The following is a 22,058-nucleotide window of genomic DNA, read 5'->3' as shown; positions in this document are numbered from 1 at the left end:
TAGAATATTTAGGAAAATGTAGAAGCTAATACAGTTAAAGAATTAGAGTTAGTTTTTAGTGAGTTTAATTATGAACGATGAAGCAGAAATTATTAACATTCAGTCAGAGGCGATCGCCATTATTGGTATAGGGTGTAGATTTCCAGGAGCAAATAATTATAATGAGTTTTGGGAAAGTTTAGAAAAAGGAGTTAATAGTGTAACAGATATACCTCAAGAGCGATGGAATATTGATAATTTTTATTCTTCAAATATTGAACTTCCCAATAAAAGTACTAGTAAATGGGGAGGATTTATCGAAGATGTAGATAAATTTGATGCGAAATTTTTTCAGATATCAGAGAGAGAAGCTCTGCGAACAGATCCTCAACAAAGGATCATGCTAGAGCTGAGTTGGTCATGCTTAGAAGATGCTGGATATTCACCATTAAAATTATCAGGAAATAACGTTGGTGTTTTTGTTGGCGTTTGTAATTTCGATTATAAAGAATTACAAGATAAGGGCGAAGTTATCGAAGGATATAATTCTACAGGTACATATACTTCTATTATTCCCAATCGAATTTCTTACTTTTTCAACTTTCATGGGCCGAGTATTCCTATAGATACTGCTTGTTCTAGCTCACTTGTAGCCATACACCAAGCAGTGAATTCACTCAATCAAAATGAATGTGAGATGGCATTAGTTGGTGGTGTCAGTGTATTGTGCACACCGACTAGTTATATCTCTTTTAGTAAGTTGGGTATGTTATCACCCGAAGGTAAATGCAAAACCTTTGATGCTCAAGCAGATGGTTATGTGCGAGGTGAAGGTGCAGGTGTCATTTTATTAAAACCTTTGAGAAAAGCAATTGAGGATAAAAATTATATTTATGGAATAGTTAAAGGGAGCGCCATAAATCATGGTGGTCATGCTCGTACTTTAACCTCTCCCAATGCTTATTCTCAATCACAAGTTGTAAGGTCTGCATGTATAAAGGCAAATATTACACCTGATACAATATCTTATATAGAAGCTCATGGAACAGGTACGCCGTTAGGCGATCCAATTGAAATTAATGCTTTAAAACGAGCATATACACAACTGTATCAGCACTATGGTATTGAACAAACCGCAGAAAGCTATTGTGGATTAGGTTCAGTAAAAACAAATATTGGACATTTAGAATCAGCAGCAGGTATTGCCGGGATCATAAAAGTATTATTGGCAATGAAATATAAAAAATTGCCAAGAATTAACAACTTTCAGCAATTAAATCCTCGAATAAAGTTAGATGGTAGTCCCTTTTATATAGTAAAAGAAACAAAAAACTGGCAACATTTAAAGACAAAAGAAGGAAAAATTATTCCTAGACGAGCAGGGGTAAGTTCCTTTGGTTTTGGGGGTGTTAATGCCCATGTAATCCTAGAAGAGTCGTCAGTGCCAGAAGAAGAAATAGTGGTGACGAATATTGAGCGTCCAAGCCACTTGATGGCACTTTCGGCAAAAACTGATAAGGCTCTAGAAGAACTAGCAAAAAGATATCAAACCTATTTAAAATCTGATTTGAAGATATCGCTAGCAGATATTTGTTACACCGCCAACACTGGGCGATCGCATTTTGACTACCGCCTTGCTATTGTGGCCGACTCTAGAGATCAGCTGGTTAATCAACTCACTGCTTTCGTATCTGGGAAAGACACCGCCGGCTTAATTAGCGATCGACCCGGCAAAAAGCCAGCAAAGATAGCCTTTTTATTCACTGGTCAAGGCTCCCAGTACATCAATATGGGTCGCCAACTCTACGATAGCCAACCCATCTTCCGCCAAACTATCGAGCAGTGCGATGAAATTCTCCGCCCTTATCTGAAGCATTCTTTGTTAGAAGTACTTTATCCTGTCCAAGCAGGCGAGAAAGAAGAATTTTCCCCTCTGCCCCTCTGCCCCTCTGCCCCTCTGCCTATTGATCAAACCGCCTATACCCAACCAGCATTATTTGCTTTTGAATATGCCCTGTATCAACTGTGGAAATCTTGGGGTATTGAACCAAATGTGGTAATGGGTCATAGTGTAGGCGAATATGTTGCTGCTTGTGTGGCTGGCGTTTTCAGCCTAGAAGATGGACTTAAACTCATAGCCTATCGGGGACAGTTGATGCAGCAATTGCCTTCTGGAGGCGAGATGGTTTCACTGATGGCTTCAGAGGAAAGAGTGCGGGAAGTTATAGCGCCATTTCATGACACAGTGGCATTAGCAGCCATCAACGGGCCGGAAAGTGTAGTGATTTCGGGAGCCAGTGAAGACATTGCTGCTATTTGTCAGCAACTGTCAACACAGGGGGTAAAAACGAAGCGGTTACAAGTATCCCATGCTTTCCATTCTCCATTCATGACACCCATATTGAAGGAGTTTGAACAAGTAGCTAGTCAAATAACTTACAACCAACCCCAGATACCATTAGTCTCTAATATCACCGGACAACTTGCTGACAAGAGTATCACCAATGCACAATACTGGGTGAATCACGTCCGGCAAACAGTGCGGTTTGCTGATAGTATGCAGATATTGCATCAACTTGGGCATGAAGTCTTTTTAGAGGTTGGGCCTAAGCCAATTTTGTTGGGTATGGGTCGTGAGTGCTTGCCTGAGAGTGTGGGTTTGTGGTTGCCTTCTCTGCGTCCGGGAGTGCCAGAATGGCAACAGTTGCTTTCAAGTTTGGGTGAGTTATATGTAGGTGGAATGGCAGTAGATTGGTCAGGGTTTGACCGCGACTATTTCCGCAAGAAAGTTACATTACCCACTTATCCGTTTCAACGACAGCGCTATTGGATTGAGAATACACCCCGTAAACCTCAACGCCAACAAAACTCGACAAAACTGCACCCATTATTAGACAAAAAGCTTCAGTTGCCCTTAAGCAAAGAAATCTTGTTTGAGTCTGAATTCAGTACCAAAACCCTACCGTTTTTAGTAGATCATCAAGTTTATAACCAAATTGTTGTACCTGGAGCCTGTTATCTCTCCTTGCTATTGGGTGCAGCAGGATTGACTTTCCACAGTGAGTCATGTCTGTTAGAAAATATAGTTTTCCCTCAAGCATTGGTTATCCCCGAAGATAAAGCGCGCACGGTGCAGCTGGTGCTGTCTTTTGAGCAGATTAGCGCATCTTTCCAACTCATCAGCTTTGATACAGTTCCGAATAGTAGTACTCAGGTAAGCCAGTGGTTAGTCCATGCCACAGGGAAAATCTCACAAGGCATTAACATTACATCAGAAACTATCTTTCTCCAACAGATACAGAGACGCTGTACTCAACAAATAGCTGCTGTGGAAATTTCCCAAAGTTGGCAAAAGCGGCAGATTCAATTTGGTGCAAGCTTCCAGTGGCTTGATTGTGTCTGGTGTGGAGAAGGAGAAGCCCTAGCCAAGCTTAAATGGCTTGACCTAGTAGATGATTTAGAGGAGTATCAATTATATCCAGGTCTTCTAGATTCCTGCTTGCAACTGACCAGCTTTTTCTTCCCTAGTGAAGACACTTTTGTACCCTTCGCAATTGAAAGTTTCCAATTTTACCAACGTCCCCAAAGTCAGCAGTTATGGTGTCATGCAGTACGATGTCTCCGACGGGCTACGCCTACGCAGTCTGAGAACTCTGATTCAGATAACCTTGTAGCAAATATCAGGCTATTTGACGCTAACGGGCAGTTGATTGCAGACATCAAAGGTTTTGAGGCTAAAAAAGCGACTCCTAATACTTTGTTGCAAAGTCTCCAGTTAGACTTCAAAGAAAATTCTGTAGAAAATTGGCTGTATGAAGTAGAGTGGCAACCTCAAGTGCGCTTTAGCAATGAGCAACTGTCTCCAAATTACCTGCCAGCACTTGCAGAAATTAGTCCTAAACTTCAGCCACAATATTCTCAATTGATGGCTGAACCACAGGTAAAAGTTTATGAAGCAGCAGTCAGTCAGTTAGAATCACTCAGTATTAACTATGTGCTGCAAGCCCTGACAGCAATGGGATGGAAACCGCAATTAGGGCAGCGCTTCACAACAGGTGCGATCGCTAACCAATTAGGAGTAGTCAGCCAACATCAACGGCTATTCAAGCGACTACTAGAGATGTTAGCAGAAGTAGGGGTGTTAGAGGCAAAAGCTTTGGAATGGCAAGTTATCCGCGAACCAGAAGACATCGCTCCGCAAGCTGAATTAAATGCCCTGTTAACTCAATATCCAATAGCAAATGCTGAATTCACTCTTCTAGGACGTTGCGGCCCATCATTAGCCCAAGTACTACAGGGCGAATGCGATCCATTGCAATTGCTTTTCCCCGAAAACGACTCAACTACAGCCCAATTATATGAGAATTCGCCACTGACAAAAGTGATGAATATCTTAGCTCAACAAGCCATAATTTCACTTGTCGAGCATTTACCAACTGGACGGGGATTAAGAATATTAGAAATTGGCGCGGGAACTGGGGGAACAACCTCTTACCTACTACCACATTTGTCCTGTGAGCAAACCGAATACCACTTCAGTGATATTGGGATCTCTTTTACTCAAAAAGCCCAAGAGAAATTCCAGGATTTCCCATTTGTAAAATATCAAGTATTAGACATTGAAAAAGACCCCTTTAGCCAAGGGTTTGAAAAGCAGCAATATGATGTAATTGTGGCTGCCAATGTTTTGCACGCCACCCAACATTTACAACAAACCCTCAAACACACCAAGCAATTATTAGCACCACAGGGCATATTAATTTTATTAGAAACAACTCAGCGTCAGCGTTGGCTGGACTTAATCTTTGGCTTAACTCCAGGATGGTGGCGATTTAGCGATTTGCACTTGCGCCCAGACTATCCCTTAATTAGTGCTACCCAATGGCAAGAAGTATTGCAAGAGACTGGGTTTATAAGCACAGTCAATATATCATCTACTCAACAGACTCAAAGCGTTTTATCTCCAGCAATGGTAATGCTGGCACAAGTACCACCATTACCAAATGAGTCGGTACAAGTTGAGCCAAAACATTGGCTGTTATTCGCAGATCAGCAAGGTATAGTGCAACAGTTAGCTGACAAGCTAGATACTCACTCACAACTTTGTACCTTGGTATTTGTTGGTGAGGAATATGAACAATTAAACCAGCAACAATTCAAAATTAACCCAAGCAACCCAGAACATTATCAAAAGCTATTGCAGGCAATCAATAGCAAACCCTTGAATTTGTATGGTGTCGTTCATTGCTGGAGTTTAGATACAGTTAAAGCAGCAGAACTCACCGCAACCAATTTAGCTACGGCATCTTTACTAGGATGTGGTAGCACCTTGCATTTAGTCCAGGCATTGACAGGGGCTAATTTATTTGCTCATCCTCGCCTCTGGTTAGTAACTCAAGGAGCAGTGGCGATCGCCAACCTAGAGGGAATAGCGCAATCAAGCTTGTGGGGAATGGCAAGGGCGATCGCTACCGAACATCCAGAACTCAACTGTGTGCGAGTAGATTTAGCTCCAAAGGCAGATGTAAAAGTGGTGCAAGCCTTATTTGAGGAAATTTGGTTGCCGACTACAGAAGACCAGATTGCCTTTACAGACCAACTGCGTTATGTCGCTAGGTTAGCTCGCTATCAGAAGCCTAAAGATTATCTAGAAACAGCACCCAAACCTCTAAGTTTCCGTGAAGATAGTACCTACCTGATAACTGGCGGTATGGGTGGTTTGGGTTTATTGGTAGCTCGTTGGATGGTGGAACGGGGAGCAAGACATTTGGTGTTAGTTGGGCGTAGTAGTGCAAGTGTCGCTGTTCATGAGCAACTTCAAGAGTTAGAACAGGCTGGCGCTCAAGTCAATATTATTCAGGCCGATGTGTCTGATGCCGAACAAATTACAAAAGTACTCTCAGAAATTGAGCGAATACCACCACTGCGCGGAATTATTCATTCTGTTGGTGTTTTGGATGATGGCGTTCTACAACAACAAAACTGGCAACGCTTTGCAAAAGTTTTGGCTCCAAAAGTAGAAGGAGCTTGGCATCTGCATACTTTAACTCAGAACCAGCCTTTAGACTTTTTTGTGATGTTTTCTTCTATAGCTTCTTTACTTGGTAATGCAGGTCAATCTAACCATGCGGCAGCCAATGCTTTTCTTGATGCTTTAGCCCATCATCGCCAGGCTCAAGGACTAGCAGGTTTGAGCATTAACTGGGGAGCTTGGTCACAAGTAGGAGCCTTCGCAGAGCGTCAACTTGATGAGCAAACAAAAACGCGGGGTATTGGAACGTTTGACCCAGAACAGGGATTAGTTGCTCTAGAGCAATTACTGTGTCAATCCTCTACTCAAGTTGCAGTTATGCCTATGAATTGGGTGCAGTTTTTAGAAAAATCAAATTCAGTTTCGCCGTTGTTCGCTAACTTTTTACAAACTTCAGTAAAAACTGTGGTTATGCAATCTGAGATGCTTGAACAAATAAAGACAACAAATATTACCAAGCGCCGAAAACTTTTGCAGGATCATATTTTTTCAGTAGTGGCTAAAGTCCTCGGTTGGCATCTATCAGAATCTATCGATCTACAAAAAGGCTTTTTCGAGTTAGGCATGGATTCACTAACTTCTTTAGATTTGAAAAATCATCTGCAAAAGAGTTTAAAATGCTCTTTGCCGCTAAATTTAGTTTTTAAGTATCCTACTGTAGATTTGCTAACTGATTATCTATTGGAAGAACTTAGCTTAGATTCTGATGATGAATTAGATAAAGAAGTTCAGGAGGAAAATAATGAGCCATTTCAACTAGTAAATATCAAAAATAGTAATAGGATTAAAATAGAATTATGAATTTATTAGAATTTTTACAAGATATTTCTTTTAAAGGAATTGAGTTGGGGCATGATGGAGAAAAATTGCTAATAGATGGTTCTGAAAATTTATTAACTCCTGATGTCATTGCTCAACTCAAACAGCACAAAACTGAAATTTTACAGTTACTGCGCGATCGCTCAGATATTTTAAATATTTATCCTCTTTCCTACGGTCAACAATCCCTGTGGTTTCTGTGGCAATTAGCACCTAAAAGCGCAGCCTATAATGTAGCTTTTACGTGTCGTATCTGTTCACCTATAAATGTTACAAGTTTACAAAAAAGTTTACAAATTATTCTTGAGCGTCATCCCCAATTACGTAGCAAATTTTTTAAGCAAGATAATAATGTTGTTCAACAGATCCATCAAACTCAGTTCACAGATTTTCAACAGATAAATGCCTCTACTTGGAGAGAGCAGGAGCTTGAGCAAAGAGTTTTTCAGGAATACCAACAACCCTTCAACATCGAAAACGATTCGATAATGCGGGTGCGTTTGTTCAGTTGCTCACAGCAGGAACATATCTTGTTAGTGACCATACACCATATTGCTGTTGATGCTTGGTCTGTACTATTACTAATAGAAGAGTTAATAACGGTCTATCTTGCACTAGAGTTAGGTGTTCAGCCATCTCTAACTCCTCTAAAGCACTCCTATATAGATTACGTTCGTTGGCAAAGAGAATTATTAACCAGTACTCAAGGAGAAAAACTGTGGAACTACTGGCAGCAAAAACTCGCAGGAGAGTTGCCTGTACTCAACTTGCCAACAGATAGACCAAGACCAGCCATACAAACCTATAACGGCGCTTCTCATAATTTCAAAATATCCCAAAAGCTCACAGAACAACTGAAAAAGCTAGCTCAAGCAGAAGGCGTGACCCAATACATAGTTCTGCTAGCTGCATTTCAGGTTCTCTTGTATCGTTACACGGGGCAAGAGGATATTCTGGTTGGTGCGCCCACATCAGGTAGAACTCAACCGGAATTTGTGCCACTAGTTGGCTATTTTGTCGATCCAGTGGTTATGCGGGCGAATCTTTCAGGAAATCCCAGTTTTCAAGAGTTTCTGACTCAAGTTTGCCAAACAGTATCAGAAGCATTAGCACATCAAGATTTTCCCTTTGCTCTACTGGTAGAAAGATTGCAGCCACAGCGCGATCCGAGCCGTTCTCCTATCTTTGGGGCTGTATTCAACTTCCTTTTCCAGAACTTGGGGCAGTTTGAGCATACGCAACAACTGTGGTTAGGAGGTGAAGTAGATAAAGAAGGAATTAAACTCAAACCTTTTGAAATGCCTCAGATGGAGGGTCAGTTCGATCTAAATCTGACGATCGCAGAAGCAAGTTCTTCTTTATCTGGGATTTTTAAGTACAATACTGACCTTTTTGATGTCAGCACTATCGAGCGGATGCTGGGGCATTTTGTGACCTTGCTGGAAGGAATTGTGGCCAATCCACAACAAAAGATTTCGCAATTGCCAATGCTTACAGAAGTTGAGCAACACCAGTTATTGCTTGAGTGGAACAACACACAAGTAGAGTATCGCCAGGATAAATGTATCCATCAATTGTTTGAAGAACAGGTTGAGCGAACCCCAGATGCAGTAGCAGTTGTATTTGAAAATCAACAACTGACTTACCACCAGTTGAACTGTCGCGCTAACCAGTTGGCGCATTACTTGCAGTCTTTGGACGTGGGAGCGGATGTGCTGGTTGGGTTGTGTGTGGAGCGTTCGTCGGAGACGTTGCCGGAGGCATCGCTAGAAACAATCGTGGGAATATTAGGTATTCTCAAAGCGGGTGGAGCTTATGTGCCACTTGACCCCGATTATCCGACTGAGCGTTTAAGCTTCATGTTAGAAGATGCTCAAGTTTCGGTGCTGCTAACCCAACAGCAATTAGTAGAGTCTATTCCTGAACATCAGGCGCATCTTGTCTGCTTAGACAGCGACTGGGAAAAAATTGCTCAAAAAAGCGAATCAAACCCGAAAAACATCGCGACACCCGATAACCTAGCTTATGTCATCTACACTTCTGGTTCCACAGGTAAGCCCAAAGGCGTTTTAGTCAACCATTCAAATGTAGTTCGTCTATTTGAAGCCACAGCAGCATCTTTTAGCTTCAATCAAGATGATGTCTGGACACTGTTCCACTCTTATGCATTTGACTTTTCCGTATGGGAAATTTGGGGAGCTTTACTGTATGGTGGACGACTAGTAGTAGTGCCTTACATGGTGACGCGATCGCCTGAGTCTTTCTTCGAGTTATTGTGTCAACAGAAAGTCACAATTCTCAATCAAACACCTTCAGCTTTCCGTCAGTTGATTCAAGCCGAACAGTCAACAGCAACTACTGGCAATTTGAACTTACGCTTGGTTATCTTCGGTGGAGAAGCCCTAGAACTGAAGAGTTTACAGCCTTGGTTTGAGCGTCACGGCGACCAATTGCCACAGTTAGTAAATATGTACGGGATTACGGAAACCACTGTACATGTAACTTATCGTCCACTGAGTAAAACCGATTTAAATGGCACAGCAAGTGTAATTGGTCGTCCGATTCCTGACTTACAGGTGTATGTGCTAGATGAATATTTACAGCCGATGCCAATTGGGGTTCCTGGCGAGATGTACGTTGGCGGTGCTGGGGTAGCGCGTGGCTATCTTAATCGCCCTGAACTCACAGCACAGAGGTTTATTTCTAATCCCTTCGATCAAAGCAGGGGAGCAGCACTTCGGCTCCTTTCGGCTCCGCTCAAGGCAAGCCGCTCAGTGACCGAGGAGCAGGGGAGCAAAGGGGCGAAAGAAGACCAATCCTTTAATTGCGATCGCGTTGGCGGAGCCTCTCGTAGAGAAGCGTCTACCAAGTACTCTCACTTCTACAAAACAGGAGACTTAGCTCGTTACTTGCCCAATGGCGAGTTAGAGTATTTAGGGCGAATTGACCAACAAGTGAAAATTCGTGGCTTCCGCATTGAGTTGGGAGAAATTGAGGCACTACTAGCGCAACACCCAGATGTTTGGGAAAGCGTGGTGCTGGTTCGGGAGGATGAACTTGACGACAAACGTTTAGTAGCTTACGTAGTACCGAAGGTAAAACAATCTTCTACTGCCGCAGAACTACGTCAGTTCCTAGCCAACCAACTCCCCAGCTATATGGTGCCAAACACTTTTGTGATGCTGGAATCCTTACCCCTGACATCTAACGGCAAAATAGACCGCCGCGCATTGCCAAAACCGGAGTTAGACAGCACATTGCTAGAAAAATTTGTCGCCCCACGCACCCCAATTGAAGAAATGCTGGCACAAATTTGGGCACAAGTGCTGAAAGTAGAGCAAGTAAGCATTTACGATAACTTTTTTGAACTTGGGGGGCATTCGCTACTAGCAACGCAACTGGTTTCACGCATTCGCACCAACTTGAAAGTAGAACTACCATTGCGTAGTCTGTTTGCCGCAGCAACACTAGCCGAATTGGCACAAGAGATGGGGCAGTTGCAGCAACAAAACTTAGAAAAAACCTCTTTACCCATCTTACCAAGAGCAAGGGATGCAGAATTACCACTGTCTTATGGCCAACAGCGTTTGTGGTTTTTAGACCAGTTCGAGCCGAACAGCGCCATCTACAACATACCTACAGCTTTGCATCTTCAAGGAACTCTCAAGGTTGCAGCCTTAGAACAAAGCTTGCGAGAAATTATTCATCGCCATGAAGCGTTACGCACCAACTTCATCACAGTTGATGGAAAACCTTCTCAAATCATTCAAACACAAACAAATTGGACGTTCTCAGTTGTTGAGTATCAGCATTTATCCACAACTGAACAAGAAATTTTCACACAGCAATTAGCGCAAAAACAACTTATTCAACCCTTTGATCTAGCAACTGAAGCATTAATTAGGGCGACATTAGTAGTACTTAATAAGACAGAACACGTCTTGTTAGTGTGTATGCATCACATTGTCTCTGACGGCTGGTCAATGGATGTATTTGTTCAGGAGTTAGCAGCACTATACAATGCTTATTCTCAAGGTCAAACCTCTCTACGAGACGCTACGCGAACACCATTACCACCATTACCGATACCGTTACCACCATTACCGATTCAGTACGCAGATTTTGCAATTTGGCAAAGACAGTGGTTGCAAGGGGATGTACTGCAAAGCCAATTGAGTTACTGGCAAAAACAACTGGCAGATGCACCAGGTTTATTAGTGCTTCCCACAGACCGACCAAGACCTGCTGTGCAGAGTTTTGCAGGGGCATATCAACAGTTTGCACTTTCCAAGCAGCTAACTAGTGGGTTAATACAGTTAAGTCAAGAGCAAGGAGTTACCTTGTTCATGACGCTGTTGGCAGCTTATGATACTCTACTTTATCGCTACACAGGTGTGGCAGACATTTTGGTTGGTTCACCGATCGCAAATCGCGATCGCAGTGAAATTGAAGGGTTAATTGGCTTTTTTGTCAATACCTTAGTGATGCGTACCAACTTATCAGGCAATCCTAGTTTCTGTGAGTTACTGGGTCGTGTTCGGGAAATGGCAATGGATGCATACTCTCATCAGGATTTGCCTTTTGAAATGTTAGTAGAAGCATTACAGCCAGAACGGGATATAAGCCATACACCACTGTTTCAGGTGGCCTTTGTCCTCCAAAATGCTCCCATGTCTCAATTGGAGTTGACTGGGTTAACCGTTAGTCCACTGGTAGTAGAAGGTACAACTTCCAGGTTTGATTTGACTTTATCAATGCAGAACACTGCTGCTGGACTGGTGGGGCTGTGGGAGTATAACACTGATTTGTTTGATGCCAACACCATTGAGCGAATGACGGGTCATTTTGTGACATTGCTCGCAGGTATTATTGCTAATCCCAATGAGCGAATTTCGCAATTACCACTGCTGACAGCAGTTGAGCAGCAGCAGTTACTTGTTGAGTGGAACTCTACTCAAGCTGATTATCCACTAGATAAGTGTATCCATCAGTTGTTTGAGGAGCAGGTGAAGCGTACACCAAATGCTGTAGCAGTGGTGTTTGAAAATCAACAACTGACTTACCACCAATTGAATGCCAAAGCTAATCAGTTAGCTCATTACTTGCGCTCATTGGGCGTACAAGCAGATGTGCTAGTAGGCATTTATATAGAACGCTCATTGGAAATGATTGTCGGACTGTTGGGGATTCTGAAAGCGGGTGGTGCTTATGTACCACTTGACCCAGACTATCCCCAAGAGCGTTTGAGCTTTATGCTTGAAGATGCTCAATTGAGAGTGCTGCTGACACAACAACAACTTATTGAAAGGCTGCCTGAGCATCAAGCGCAAATTGTATGTTTAGATACTGACTGGCAATCTATTTCTGTGTCAAGTCAGGATAATCCAATTACTGGTGTGCAAGACACTAACTTGGCTTATGTAATTTACACTTCCGGTTCGACTGGAAAGCCCAAAGGAGCAATGAACACTCACTTGGGGATTTACAATCGCCTACTGTGGATGCAACAAGCTTATCAATTAACACCAGTAGATTGCATTTTACAGAAAACTCCTTTTAGCTTCGACGTTTCAGTTTGGGAGTTCTTCTGGCCATTAATAACTGGAGCGCGTTCAGTTTTGGCTAAACCAGGTGGACATAAAGATACTGCTTACTTGGCCAACCTAATCCAGGAACAGCAGGTGACTACACTGCATTTTGTACCTTCTATGCTTCGGGCTTTCGTAGAAGAAGAAAGTGTAAAAAATTGTAGTAGCTTAAAACGAGTTATCTGTAGTGGCGAAGCTCTACCAAAAGAACTCCAGGAACGCTTTTTCGCTCGGTTAGACTGTGAATTGCACAATCTCTATGGGCCAACAGAAGCGGCAATTGATGTCACTTATTGGCAATGCAAACCAGATGGTAATCTTAGGACAGTGCCCATTGGTCGTGCGATCGCCAATACACAAATTTATATTTTAGACTCTCACTTACAACCAGTGCCGATTGGTATACCAGGAGAATTGCACATCGGTGGTGTGGGGTTGGCACGAGGCTACCTCAATCGCCCCGACTTAACCAATGAGAAATTTATCCCTAGCCCATTTAGCGATGACCTGCATTCACGGCTTTACAAAACTGGCGATCTTGCACGCTACTTAAGTGACGGTAATATTGAGTACCTGGGGCGTATTGACAATCAAGTTAAGCTGCGGGGCTTCCGCATTGAGTTGGGAGAAATTGAGGCCGCGCTAACACAACACCAGGCTGTGGGAGAAACTGTAGTCATCGCCCGAGAAGACGATCCTGACAATAAGCGTCTGGTAGCTTATATTGTCCCCGATCAAGAGTATGCCTTCCCAGTTCTACAACTACTTCGCTTTAAAAACAAAAGTCTGCTGAATGAAGAGTTACTCTATGAGTTGCCAAATGGCACGGTGATTGCCCATTTGAATAAAAACGAAACAGAATTCGTTTACAAAGAACTTTGGGAGGAACAAGCTTATTTAAAACATGGTATTACCATCAATGAAGGGGATTGTATCTTTGATGTGGGTGCCAATATCGGTCTGTTCGCACTCTTCGTAGGTCAAAGATGTAAAGATGTTTCTATTTACGCATTTGAGCCAATTCCACCTGTTTTTGATCTGTTACGCCTAAATACTGAGGGCTATGGCTTAAATGTAAAGCTATTTAATCTTGGCCTTTCCAGCGAGACAAAGAGTGACATTTTTACATATTATCCTCAAGTTTCCGTCATTTCCGGGCGCTTTGCAGATACCGATCAAGAGCGAGAGGTACTTAAATCCTTTTTGTTCAAACAACAAAATATTGGAGAAAATGACACAGGAGTATCTAGTCAGACAATTGATGAACTGCTAGCAGAGAAATTGCAGAGTCAGCAATTCACTTGCCACTTAAGAACAATTTCTGAGGTGATGGGTGAGCATGGCGTTGAGAAGATCGATTTACTAAAAATCGACGTGGAGAAAAGTGAGCGGGATGTGCTTTCTGGCATCCAACAAAAAGATTGGCAAAAGATTCAGCAGATAGTTGTAGAGGTTCATAACATTAACGGTAGGTTGGAGGAGATTGCAGACCTGCTAAAAGAACATGGATACGACCTAACTATAGAGCAGGATGCTGTACTAGAAAATACTGGACTCTACAATATCTATGCCAGACGACCATCCATAAACCAGTACCAACGACAGGAGTCTGGTAGCACTTTAGTCAGCGATTGTGTAAAACCAACCTGGAGCAGTTCGAGTTTATTACTCAGTGAAGTTCGCTGTTTCCTGCAAAAGAAGCTACCCGAATACATGGTGCCATCAGCCTTTGTACTGCTGGAGTCCTTGCCCCTGACATCTAACGGCAAAGTAGACCGCCGCGCACTGCCAAAACCAGAGTTAGACAGCAAACTGCTAGAAAAATTTGTTGCCCCGCGTACGCCAATTGAAGAAATGCTGGCACAAATTTGGGCACAAGTCTTGAAACTGGAGCAGGTAGGCATACATGATAACTTCTTTGAACTTGGGGGACATTCGCTACTAGCAACCCAACTACTTTCACGCATTCGCACCAGCTTTAAAGTAGAACTAACATTACGTGAGTTGTTTGCAAAAGCGACAGTAGCCGAATTGGCGCAATCGATTGGGCAGTTACAGCAACAGGACTTAGAACTAACTTCCCCACCCATCTTACCAAGGGAAAAGGATGCACAATTACCACTGTCATTTGCTCAAACACGGCTATGGTTTTTAGACCAGTTAAAGCCGAACAGTGCCTTCTACAACATACCCCTAACTTTAAGTCTAGTCGGAACTCTCAATCAAGTTGCCTTAGAACAAAGCTTACAAGAAATTGTTCATCGCCACGAAGCGTTACGCACCAACTTTATCACCGTTGATGGAAAACCTTCTCAAATCATTCATACACAAACGAATTGGACAGTCTCAGTTGTTGACTGGAAGCATTTATCCACAAGCGAACAAGAAATAGCCGCACAGCAATTAGCTCAACAACAAGCTATTCAACCTTTTGACTTGGCAAGTGAAGCATTAATCAGAGCAACATTAGTAGTGCTTAATGAGACAGAATATGTCTTGGGTGTATGTATGCACCATATTGTCTCTGATGGTTGGTCAATGGATGTGTTTGTCCAAGAACTAGCAGCACTGTACGATGCTTATTCTCAAGACCAGTTGTCACCTTTAGCGCCACTGCCGATTCAATACGCAGATTTTGCAATTTGGCAGAGAAACTGGTTGCAAGGAGATGTACTCCAAAGCCAACTGAGTTACTGGCAACAGCAACTAAAAGATGCACCAGCTTTATTGTCATTTCCCACAGACCGACCAAGACCTGCTGTGCAGACTTTCGCTGGCGCACATCAGGAGTTTGTACTGTCAGTTGAGTTAACCGATAAATTAGTAAAACTAAGCCAAGAGCAAGGTTGTACCCTCTTTATGACGCTGTTGGCAGCATTTGATACTCTACTTTATCGCTACACAGGACAAGCAGACATTTTGGTTGGTTCACCAATTGCTAACCGCGATCGCAGTGAGATTGAAGGGTTAATTGGCTTTTTTGTCAACACTTTAGTGATGCGTACCAACTTGGCAGGCAATCCTAGCTTTAGCGAATTACTTGGTCGCGTTCGAGAAATGGCAATGGATGCATACTCTCATCAGGACTTGCCTTTTGAAATGCTGGTGGAAGCATTGCAGCCAGAACGGGATCTTAGCCACACACCACTGTTCCAAGTGGCGTTTTCCCTCCAGAATGCACCCATGCAGCAAGTAGAGCTTGCTGGGTTGACTGTCAGTCCATTAGTGGTACAAGGGACAACTGCTAAGTTTGATTTGGGTTTATTAATAGAGAACACTACTACTGGACTGGTGGGGTGGTGGGAATATAACACTGATTTGTTTGATGGCAGCACCATTGAGCAAATGACTGGTCATTTTGTGACCTTGCTTGAAAGTATTGTGGCTAATCCACAGCAACAAATTTCCCAATTGCCAATACTTACAGAATATGAGCAACAGCAGTTATTAGTTGAATGGAACAATACTCAAGCAGACTATCCCCAAGATAAGTGTATCCATCAGTTGTTTGAGAGCTTTGTTGAGCGCATCCCCGAAGCAGTAGCGGTGGTATTTGAGCAGGAGCATTTGACCTATCGGGAATTAAATTGTCGTGCGAATCAATTGGCGCATTACCTGCAAACTCTGGGTGTAAAACCAGATGTGTTGGTTGGCATTTGTATAGAACGTTCAGTAGAAATGGTGGTATCCCTGTTAGGGATTCTCAAGGCGGGTGGAGCGTATGTACCGCTTGACCCCGATTACCCAACTGAGCGTTTGAGCTTCATGCTAGAAGATGCTCAAGTTTCGTTACTGTTAACTCAGCAGCGACTCGTTGATAGATTGCCTAATTCTGGGGCGAAACTTGTCTGCTTAGATGAGGTATGGTCACAAATTACCCAAAACAATCAAGGTAATCCTGTCAGTGGAGCCAGAGCTTTTCATCTAGCTAATGTGATTTATACTTCCGGTTCAACAGGCAGACCTAAAGGCGTTATGGTTGAGCATAAGGGATTATGCAACTTAGCTCAAGCTCAGATTCAAACTTTTGGCTTGACTTGGGATAGTCACATTCTTCAATTTGCCTCTTTCAGTTTTGATGCTTCTATCTGGGAAGTCGTGATGGCTTTGGGGTCAGGTGCAACACTTTACCTGGGAACAAAAGACTCTCTATTGCCAGGAAAGCCGTTAATTAAGCTATTACGTGATTATTCTATTACGCATATCACGCTACCACCATCGGCGTTAGCAGTTATGCCTGAGTCGGAACTTCCGGCACTGCAAACAGTAATTGTAGCCGGAGAAGCCTGTTCTGCTGAATTAATCAAGCAATGGTCTGCTGGCAGAAACTTCTTCAACGCCTACGGGCCAACAGAAGCTACTGTCTGTGCCACGATAGCTACGCTAGCCACAGGCAACGCAAAATGCAATGATGACGAGAAAATAACTATTGGTAGAGCGATCGCCAATACACAAGTCTACATTTTAGACGAAAATTTACAACCAGTGCCGATTGGTGTGCTTGGAGAGTTACACATCGGTGGTGTGGGGTTAGCCAGAGGCTACCTTAACCGTCCAGAGTTGACACAAGAGAAATTCATCTCCAATCCGTTTGAGGAGATAGGAAAGAGTAAATTATATAAAACTGGAGATTTGGCGCGTTACCTACCAAACGGCAACATCGAATACTTGGGGCGAATTGATAACCAAGTAAAAATACGCGGTTTCCGCATTGAGTTAGGCGAGGTTGAAGCAATACTGAGCCAACATGGTGATGTGCAGACATGTTGTGTCATAGCCCGTGAAGAAATTCCAGGTAATAAACGCTTAGTCGCCTACGTAGTAGCGCATTCACAGGCAACACCCACAACCAGCGAACTACGACAGTTCCTTTCTAATAAACTGCCTGGGTATATGGTGCCAGCCGCTTTTGTGATGCTGGAGTCCTTACCCCTGACACCTAACGGCAAAGTAGACCGTCGCGCTCTACCTGACCCAGATTTACATCAGGAACTCTCAGATTATGTAATCCCAAATACAGAAATAGAAAAAATCATTGCTGGCATTTGGCAAAAAGCGCTGGAACTAGAAAAGGTAGGAATTTACAATAATTTCTTTGAACTAGGAGGGCATTCGTTACTACTAGTACAAATTAATCAGCAATTGCAAGAAAGATTTGGTTTGCAACTGTCAATAGTTGATATGTTTAATTACTCAACTATACATACTTTAAGCCAATATTTGAATACTAAATTCAATCAAGAAGATACGTTTACAGAAAAGAGTTCTCGTATTCAACCTCATAGTGATAGTAAATCTTTAAGAAATCAACAATTACAACTTAGACAACAGCATCGTTCTCAAAAAAAAGGTAAGAAATGAAAGTAGATTCAGTTAATAATAATGATTTAAACAATTCTGAGATAGCAATAATTGCTACTGCTGGGCGCTTTCCAGGGGCAAAAGATATTGAATCTTTTTGGCAAAATCTACGTGATGGTGTAGAGTCTATCTCCTGGTTGACAGATGAAGAATTGATAAAATCTGGTGTTTCTCCAGATTTGCTGAGTAATTCTAATTATGTGAAAGCTAGTGCTGCTTTATCAGAGATTGAATTGTTTGATGCAAATTTCTTTACTTATAGTGCTAAAGAAGCTGAGTTAATAGATCCACAACAACGCCTATTTTTAGAATTAGCTTGCGAAGCTGTAGAAAAGGCTGGTTATAACCCACAAACTTACAACGGTTTAATAGGGGTTTATGGTGGTGTGGGGATAAATAGTTATTTGCTCAATAATCTCTATCCTCATCATCAATTATTAGAGACATTTAGCCTTCTCCAATTGGGAATTTCCAACGATAAAGATTTTTTGCCGTCACGAGTTGCTTATAAACTCAACTTAACAGGGCCAGCCGTGAATGTGCAAACTGCCTGTTCTACTTCTTTAGTTGCTGTTCATTTAGCTTGTCAAAGTCTATTAAATGGTGAATGTGATATGGCTTTAGCTGGTGGAGTTTCTATCAGCATTCCCCAAAAAAGAGGTTATTTGTATCAAGAGGAAATGATTCTTTCTCCTGATGGACACTGTCGTGTTTTTGATGCTCAAGCACAAGGAACTGTTGCCGGTAGCGGTGCAGGTATTGTGGTATTGAAAAGATTAAAAGATGCAATAAGCGATCGCGACCACATTCATGCAATTATTAAAGGCTCAGCGATCAATAATGATGGTGCAATGAAAGTCGGCTACACTGCTCCCAGTGTCAGTGGTCAAGCAGCAGTCATTAGCGAAGCTCAAGCTATAGCTGGTGTAGATGCCGAAACAATTTCCTATATTGAAGCTCATGGCACCGCTACACCTTTAGGAGATCCGATTGAAATCGCAGCTTTAACTCAAGCTTTTACTGAAAGTACTGATAAAAAAGGCTTCTGCGCTATTGGTTCGGTAAAAACCAACTTTGGACATTTGGATACAGCAGCAGGTGTCGCAGGTTTGATTAAGACTGCATTAGCACTGCAACATCAAATGCTGCCTCCTAGTTTGCACTTTGAGACACCTAATCCCAAAATTGATTTTGCCAACAGTCCTTTTTACGTCAATACAACCCTAACTGAATGGAAAACAAATAACACCCCTCGCCGTGCTGGAGTTAGTTCTTTTGGTATGGGGGGGACGAATGCTCATGTGATTTTGGAAGAAACTCCTTTGTTAGAGCAGGGGAGCAGGGGAGCAGGGGAGCAGGGGAGAAATTATCAACTTTTGGTACTTTCTGCTAAGACTGCAACTGCACTGGAGAAGGCGACAAATAATTTAATCACGCATTTAAAAGAGCATCCAGAACTCAACTTAGGCGATGTAGCTTATACGCTCAATAGTGGTCGCCGGGGTTTTAATCATCGACGGATGTTAATTTGTCAAGACTTAGAAGATGCTGTCAAAAATCTCAGTAGTTTAGCAGCTCAACAAGTTTTTACCAATTATACAGAGATTACAGAACGGTCTATTGTCTTTATGTTTCCTGGTCAAGGTTCTCAGTATGTCAACATGGCGCGGGAAATTTACGAAACTGAGACAGTATTTAAAGAACAAGTTGATTATTGCTCGGAAGTTCTTAAACCCTTGCTAGAGCAAGATTTACGTCATATTATTTACCCCAGTGAGGAAAAGATTGATGAGGCATCGCAGCAACTTCAACAAACAGCGATCGCTCAACCTGCTATTTTTGTAATTGAATACGCCCTAGCTAAATTATGGCAGTCATGGGGAGTGAATCCTGTAGCTGCGATCGGTCATAGTATTGGCGAGTATGTAGCAGCAACTCTAGCAGGAGTTTTTTCCCTAGAAGATGCTTTATCTCTGGTAGCAGCACGCGGACAGATAATGCAGCAACTTCCTAGTGGGGCAATGCTTTCTGTTCCCCTGCCGGCAGACAAGGTAAAATCCCTATTAGGATCGGAACTTTCTGTTGCAGCGATTAATCAACCTTTGCAGTGCGTCGTTTCCGGTTCTATAGCAGCAATAGAGGCACTACAAAATCAGCTAGCTACTCAAGGGGTTGAATGTCGCCGTCTGCATACTTCCCATGCTTTCCATTCGCAAATGATGGAACCAATCTTAGAGGCATTTGTAGAACGAGTCAAAAAAGTTACCTTAAATCCCCCAAAAATTCCTTATATTTCCAACCTGACTGGTACATGGATTACAGTCACACAAGCCACAAATCCTGAGTATTACGCTCAACATCTGCGTTCCACAGTGCTGTTTGCCCAAGGTGTAGAGAAATTATTGGCAACACCTGAGCAAGTCTTACTAGAAGTGGGGCCAGGACACACACTCACTACATTAGCCAAAAGGCATCCAGACAAAGCAGCCGCACAAACGGTGTTGACTTCGGTACGTCATCCTCAAGAAAAGCAATCCGATACTCGTGTTTTATTCAATACATTAGGTCAACTCTGGCTGGCTGGAGTCAATATAGATTGGTTTGGATTCTATAGTCAGGAGGAATATTATCGTCTTCCCTTACCGACTTATCCCTTTGAGCGCCAACGTTATTGGATTGACCCCCCACAAAAAACAACTGGGGGGCAGTTGCAAACTTTACCCACAACATCACAATTGTGGACATCGCTCATAGAAGCAGGCCAGAATCAAGCAAGTGTTAGAGATGGAGAACTCAACGAGTTAACATATCAAGAGAACAGACAGTGCTTGGATCGTTTATGTACAGCCTACATCAACTTTGCATTCAAGCAATTAGGGGCTTTTAAGAATGCCGAAGAAAAGTATTCTTTGGAGAATTTGTTAACGCAATGCCATATAACTCCTCGTTATCAACAATTAGTGTGTAGATGGTTGCAAATATTAGTGGTGCAAGGACAACTACAGCAACAGGAGGGGTTATTTACTGGACTAGTGCCATGTTCGCAAGATTTGATTCATGAACTTTTAGAAGAAGTCAGAGTGAGAATGGCTGCTAAATCTCTAACAGTAGATTTAGTACAGCGTTGTGGTGAAAATTTAGCTGCCGTTGTTGTTGGTGAACAAGAACCCTTAGAGTTTTTCAATGAACTGATTTATCAAGAAGAAAACAACGGTTCAAATTCAGAATTGGGATTACTAAATTACTACAACTCTATCTTGCGCTCAAGCCTGGAACAAGTTGTCAGGTCATTGCCATCATCAGTTCACCTGAGAGTTCTGGAAATCGGCGGGGGAACTGGTATGTCTACGCAAGCATTACTACCTGTGTTGCCTTCAAAACAAACCAACTATACTTTTACTGATATTGGTAGCGGCTTCCTGACTAAAGCCCAACAGAAATTTAAGGACTATCCATTTGTTGAATATCGATTACTAGATATAGACAAGTCGCCAACTGAGCAAGGATTTGAAAAGTCTAGCTTTGATATTATCATCGCCTCTAATGTGTTGCACGCAACTCGGAACATAGATCAAACACTCCACCATGTGCGCTCTTTATTAGCTCCTGGCGGTTTCCTCTTAGTGTGGGAAATTACTCAGCCGAAAATAGACTTTGATATCACTTGGGGTCTGCTGTTGAAACTTTTAGATGATAATAGACGCAGCCCAGGTCAGCCTTTTATTATCAAAAATGAGTGGTTTGAAGCATTACGCGCTCAAGATTTTGTCCAAGTTGCTGCTTTTCCAGAAACTGAAGCGTTTGAGCATAAGATTATTATGGCTCAAGCTTCTATACCAGTCGCGTTTAGCACAAAGTTTGGACAAAATGAGACTGACCAAAAATCACAGCTTTCATTACAAAGAAAGTCGGATAATTTTCAGCCAGAAAACTTATCTGCACTCTATTCAAGACCTGATTTGCCAAATTCATATATAGCTCCCCGCGATGAACTTGAGCAAAAAATTGCTGATATCTGGCAAGAATTCTTGGGTATCAAGCAAGTGGGAATCAATGACAACTTTTTTGAATTGGGAGGAGATTCCTTAGTAGCTGTTCAGGTTTTGTCCCGATTACGAAATATTTTTTATATCAAATTATCTCTCGCAAGTTTGTTTGAGTCTCCCACAATAGCTGAAATAGCACTAAAGCTAGAGAAACAACATCCAGAACCAGATATAAACTTAGGTGCAATTGATAGAGAAGAAATAGCAATATGATCGACATCAAATAGCTATTAA

At 42.4% G+C, this 22,058-nt stretch carries 3 protein-coding genes; all 3 read left to right on the top strand.

From position 1 onward, the window contains the following. Positions 1–70: 70 nt before the first annotated feature. From HWQ44_RS09225 to HWQ44_RS09215, 3 genes are read left to right on the top strand one after another with little or no spacing between them, the layout of a single operon-like run. Positions 71–6,811, top strand: coding sequence for a type I polyketide synthase (locus HWQ44_RS09225; RefSeq protein ID WP_292717770.1), 6,741 nt, complete (start codon positions 71–73; stop codon positions 6,809–6,811). Next, positions 6,808–17,778 (top strand): non-ribosomal peptide synthetase, encoded by a 10,971-nt coding sequence (locus HWQ44_RS09220; protein WP_292717768.1) that lies wholly within the window; start codon positions 6,808–6,810, stop codon positions 17,776–17,778. Before HWQ44_RS09225 ends, HWQ44_RS09220 begins: the two co-directional genes overlap by 4 nt. Then, positions 17,775–22,037, top strand: coding sequence for a beta-ketoacyl synthase N-terminal-like domain-containing protein (locus HWQ44_RS09215; RefSeq protein ID WP_292717766.1), 4,263 nt, complete (start codon positions 17,775–17,777; stop codon positions 22,035–22,037). The genes HWQ44_RS09220 and HWQ44_RS09215 overlap by 4 nt, the downstream gene beginning before the upstream one ends. Positions 22,038–22,058: the final 21 nt, after the last annotated feature.

It is taken from the genome of Nostoc sp. JL34 (genome assembly GCF_017114945.1).
In the GTDB taxonomy this organism is placed as follows: Bacteria; Cyanobacteriota; Cyanobacteriia; order Cyanobacteriales; family Nostocaceae; genus Nostoc.
Note: the sequence above shows the minus strand (reverse complement) of the source record. Positions and strands in the feature narration are given on the sequence as shown.

Bases quoted from the DNA above. Each gene is read 5' to 3' on its own strand.
- HWQ44_RS09225 (WP_292717770.1), top strand. From the start codon at position 71: ATGAACGATGAAGCAGAAATTATTAACATTCAGTCAGAGGCGATCGCC.
- HWQ44_RS09220 (WP_292717768.1), top strand. From the start codon at position 6,808: ATGAATTTATTAGAATTTTTACAAGATATTTCTTTTAAAGGAATTGAG.
- HWQ44_RS09215 (WP_292717766.1), top strand. From the start codon at position 17,775: ATGAAAGTAGATTCAGTTAATAATAATGATTTAAACAATTCTGAGATA.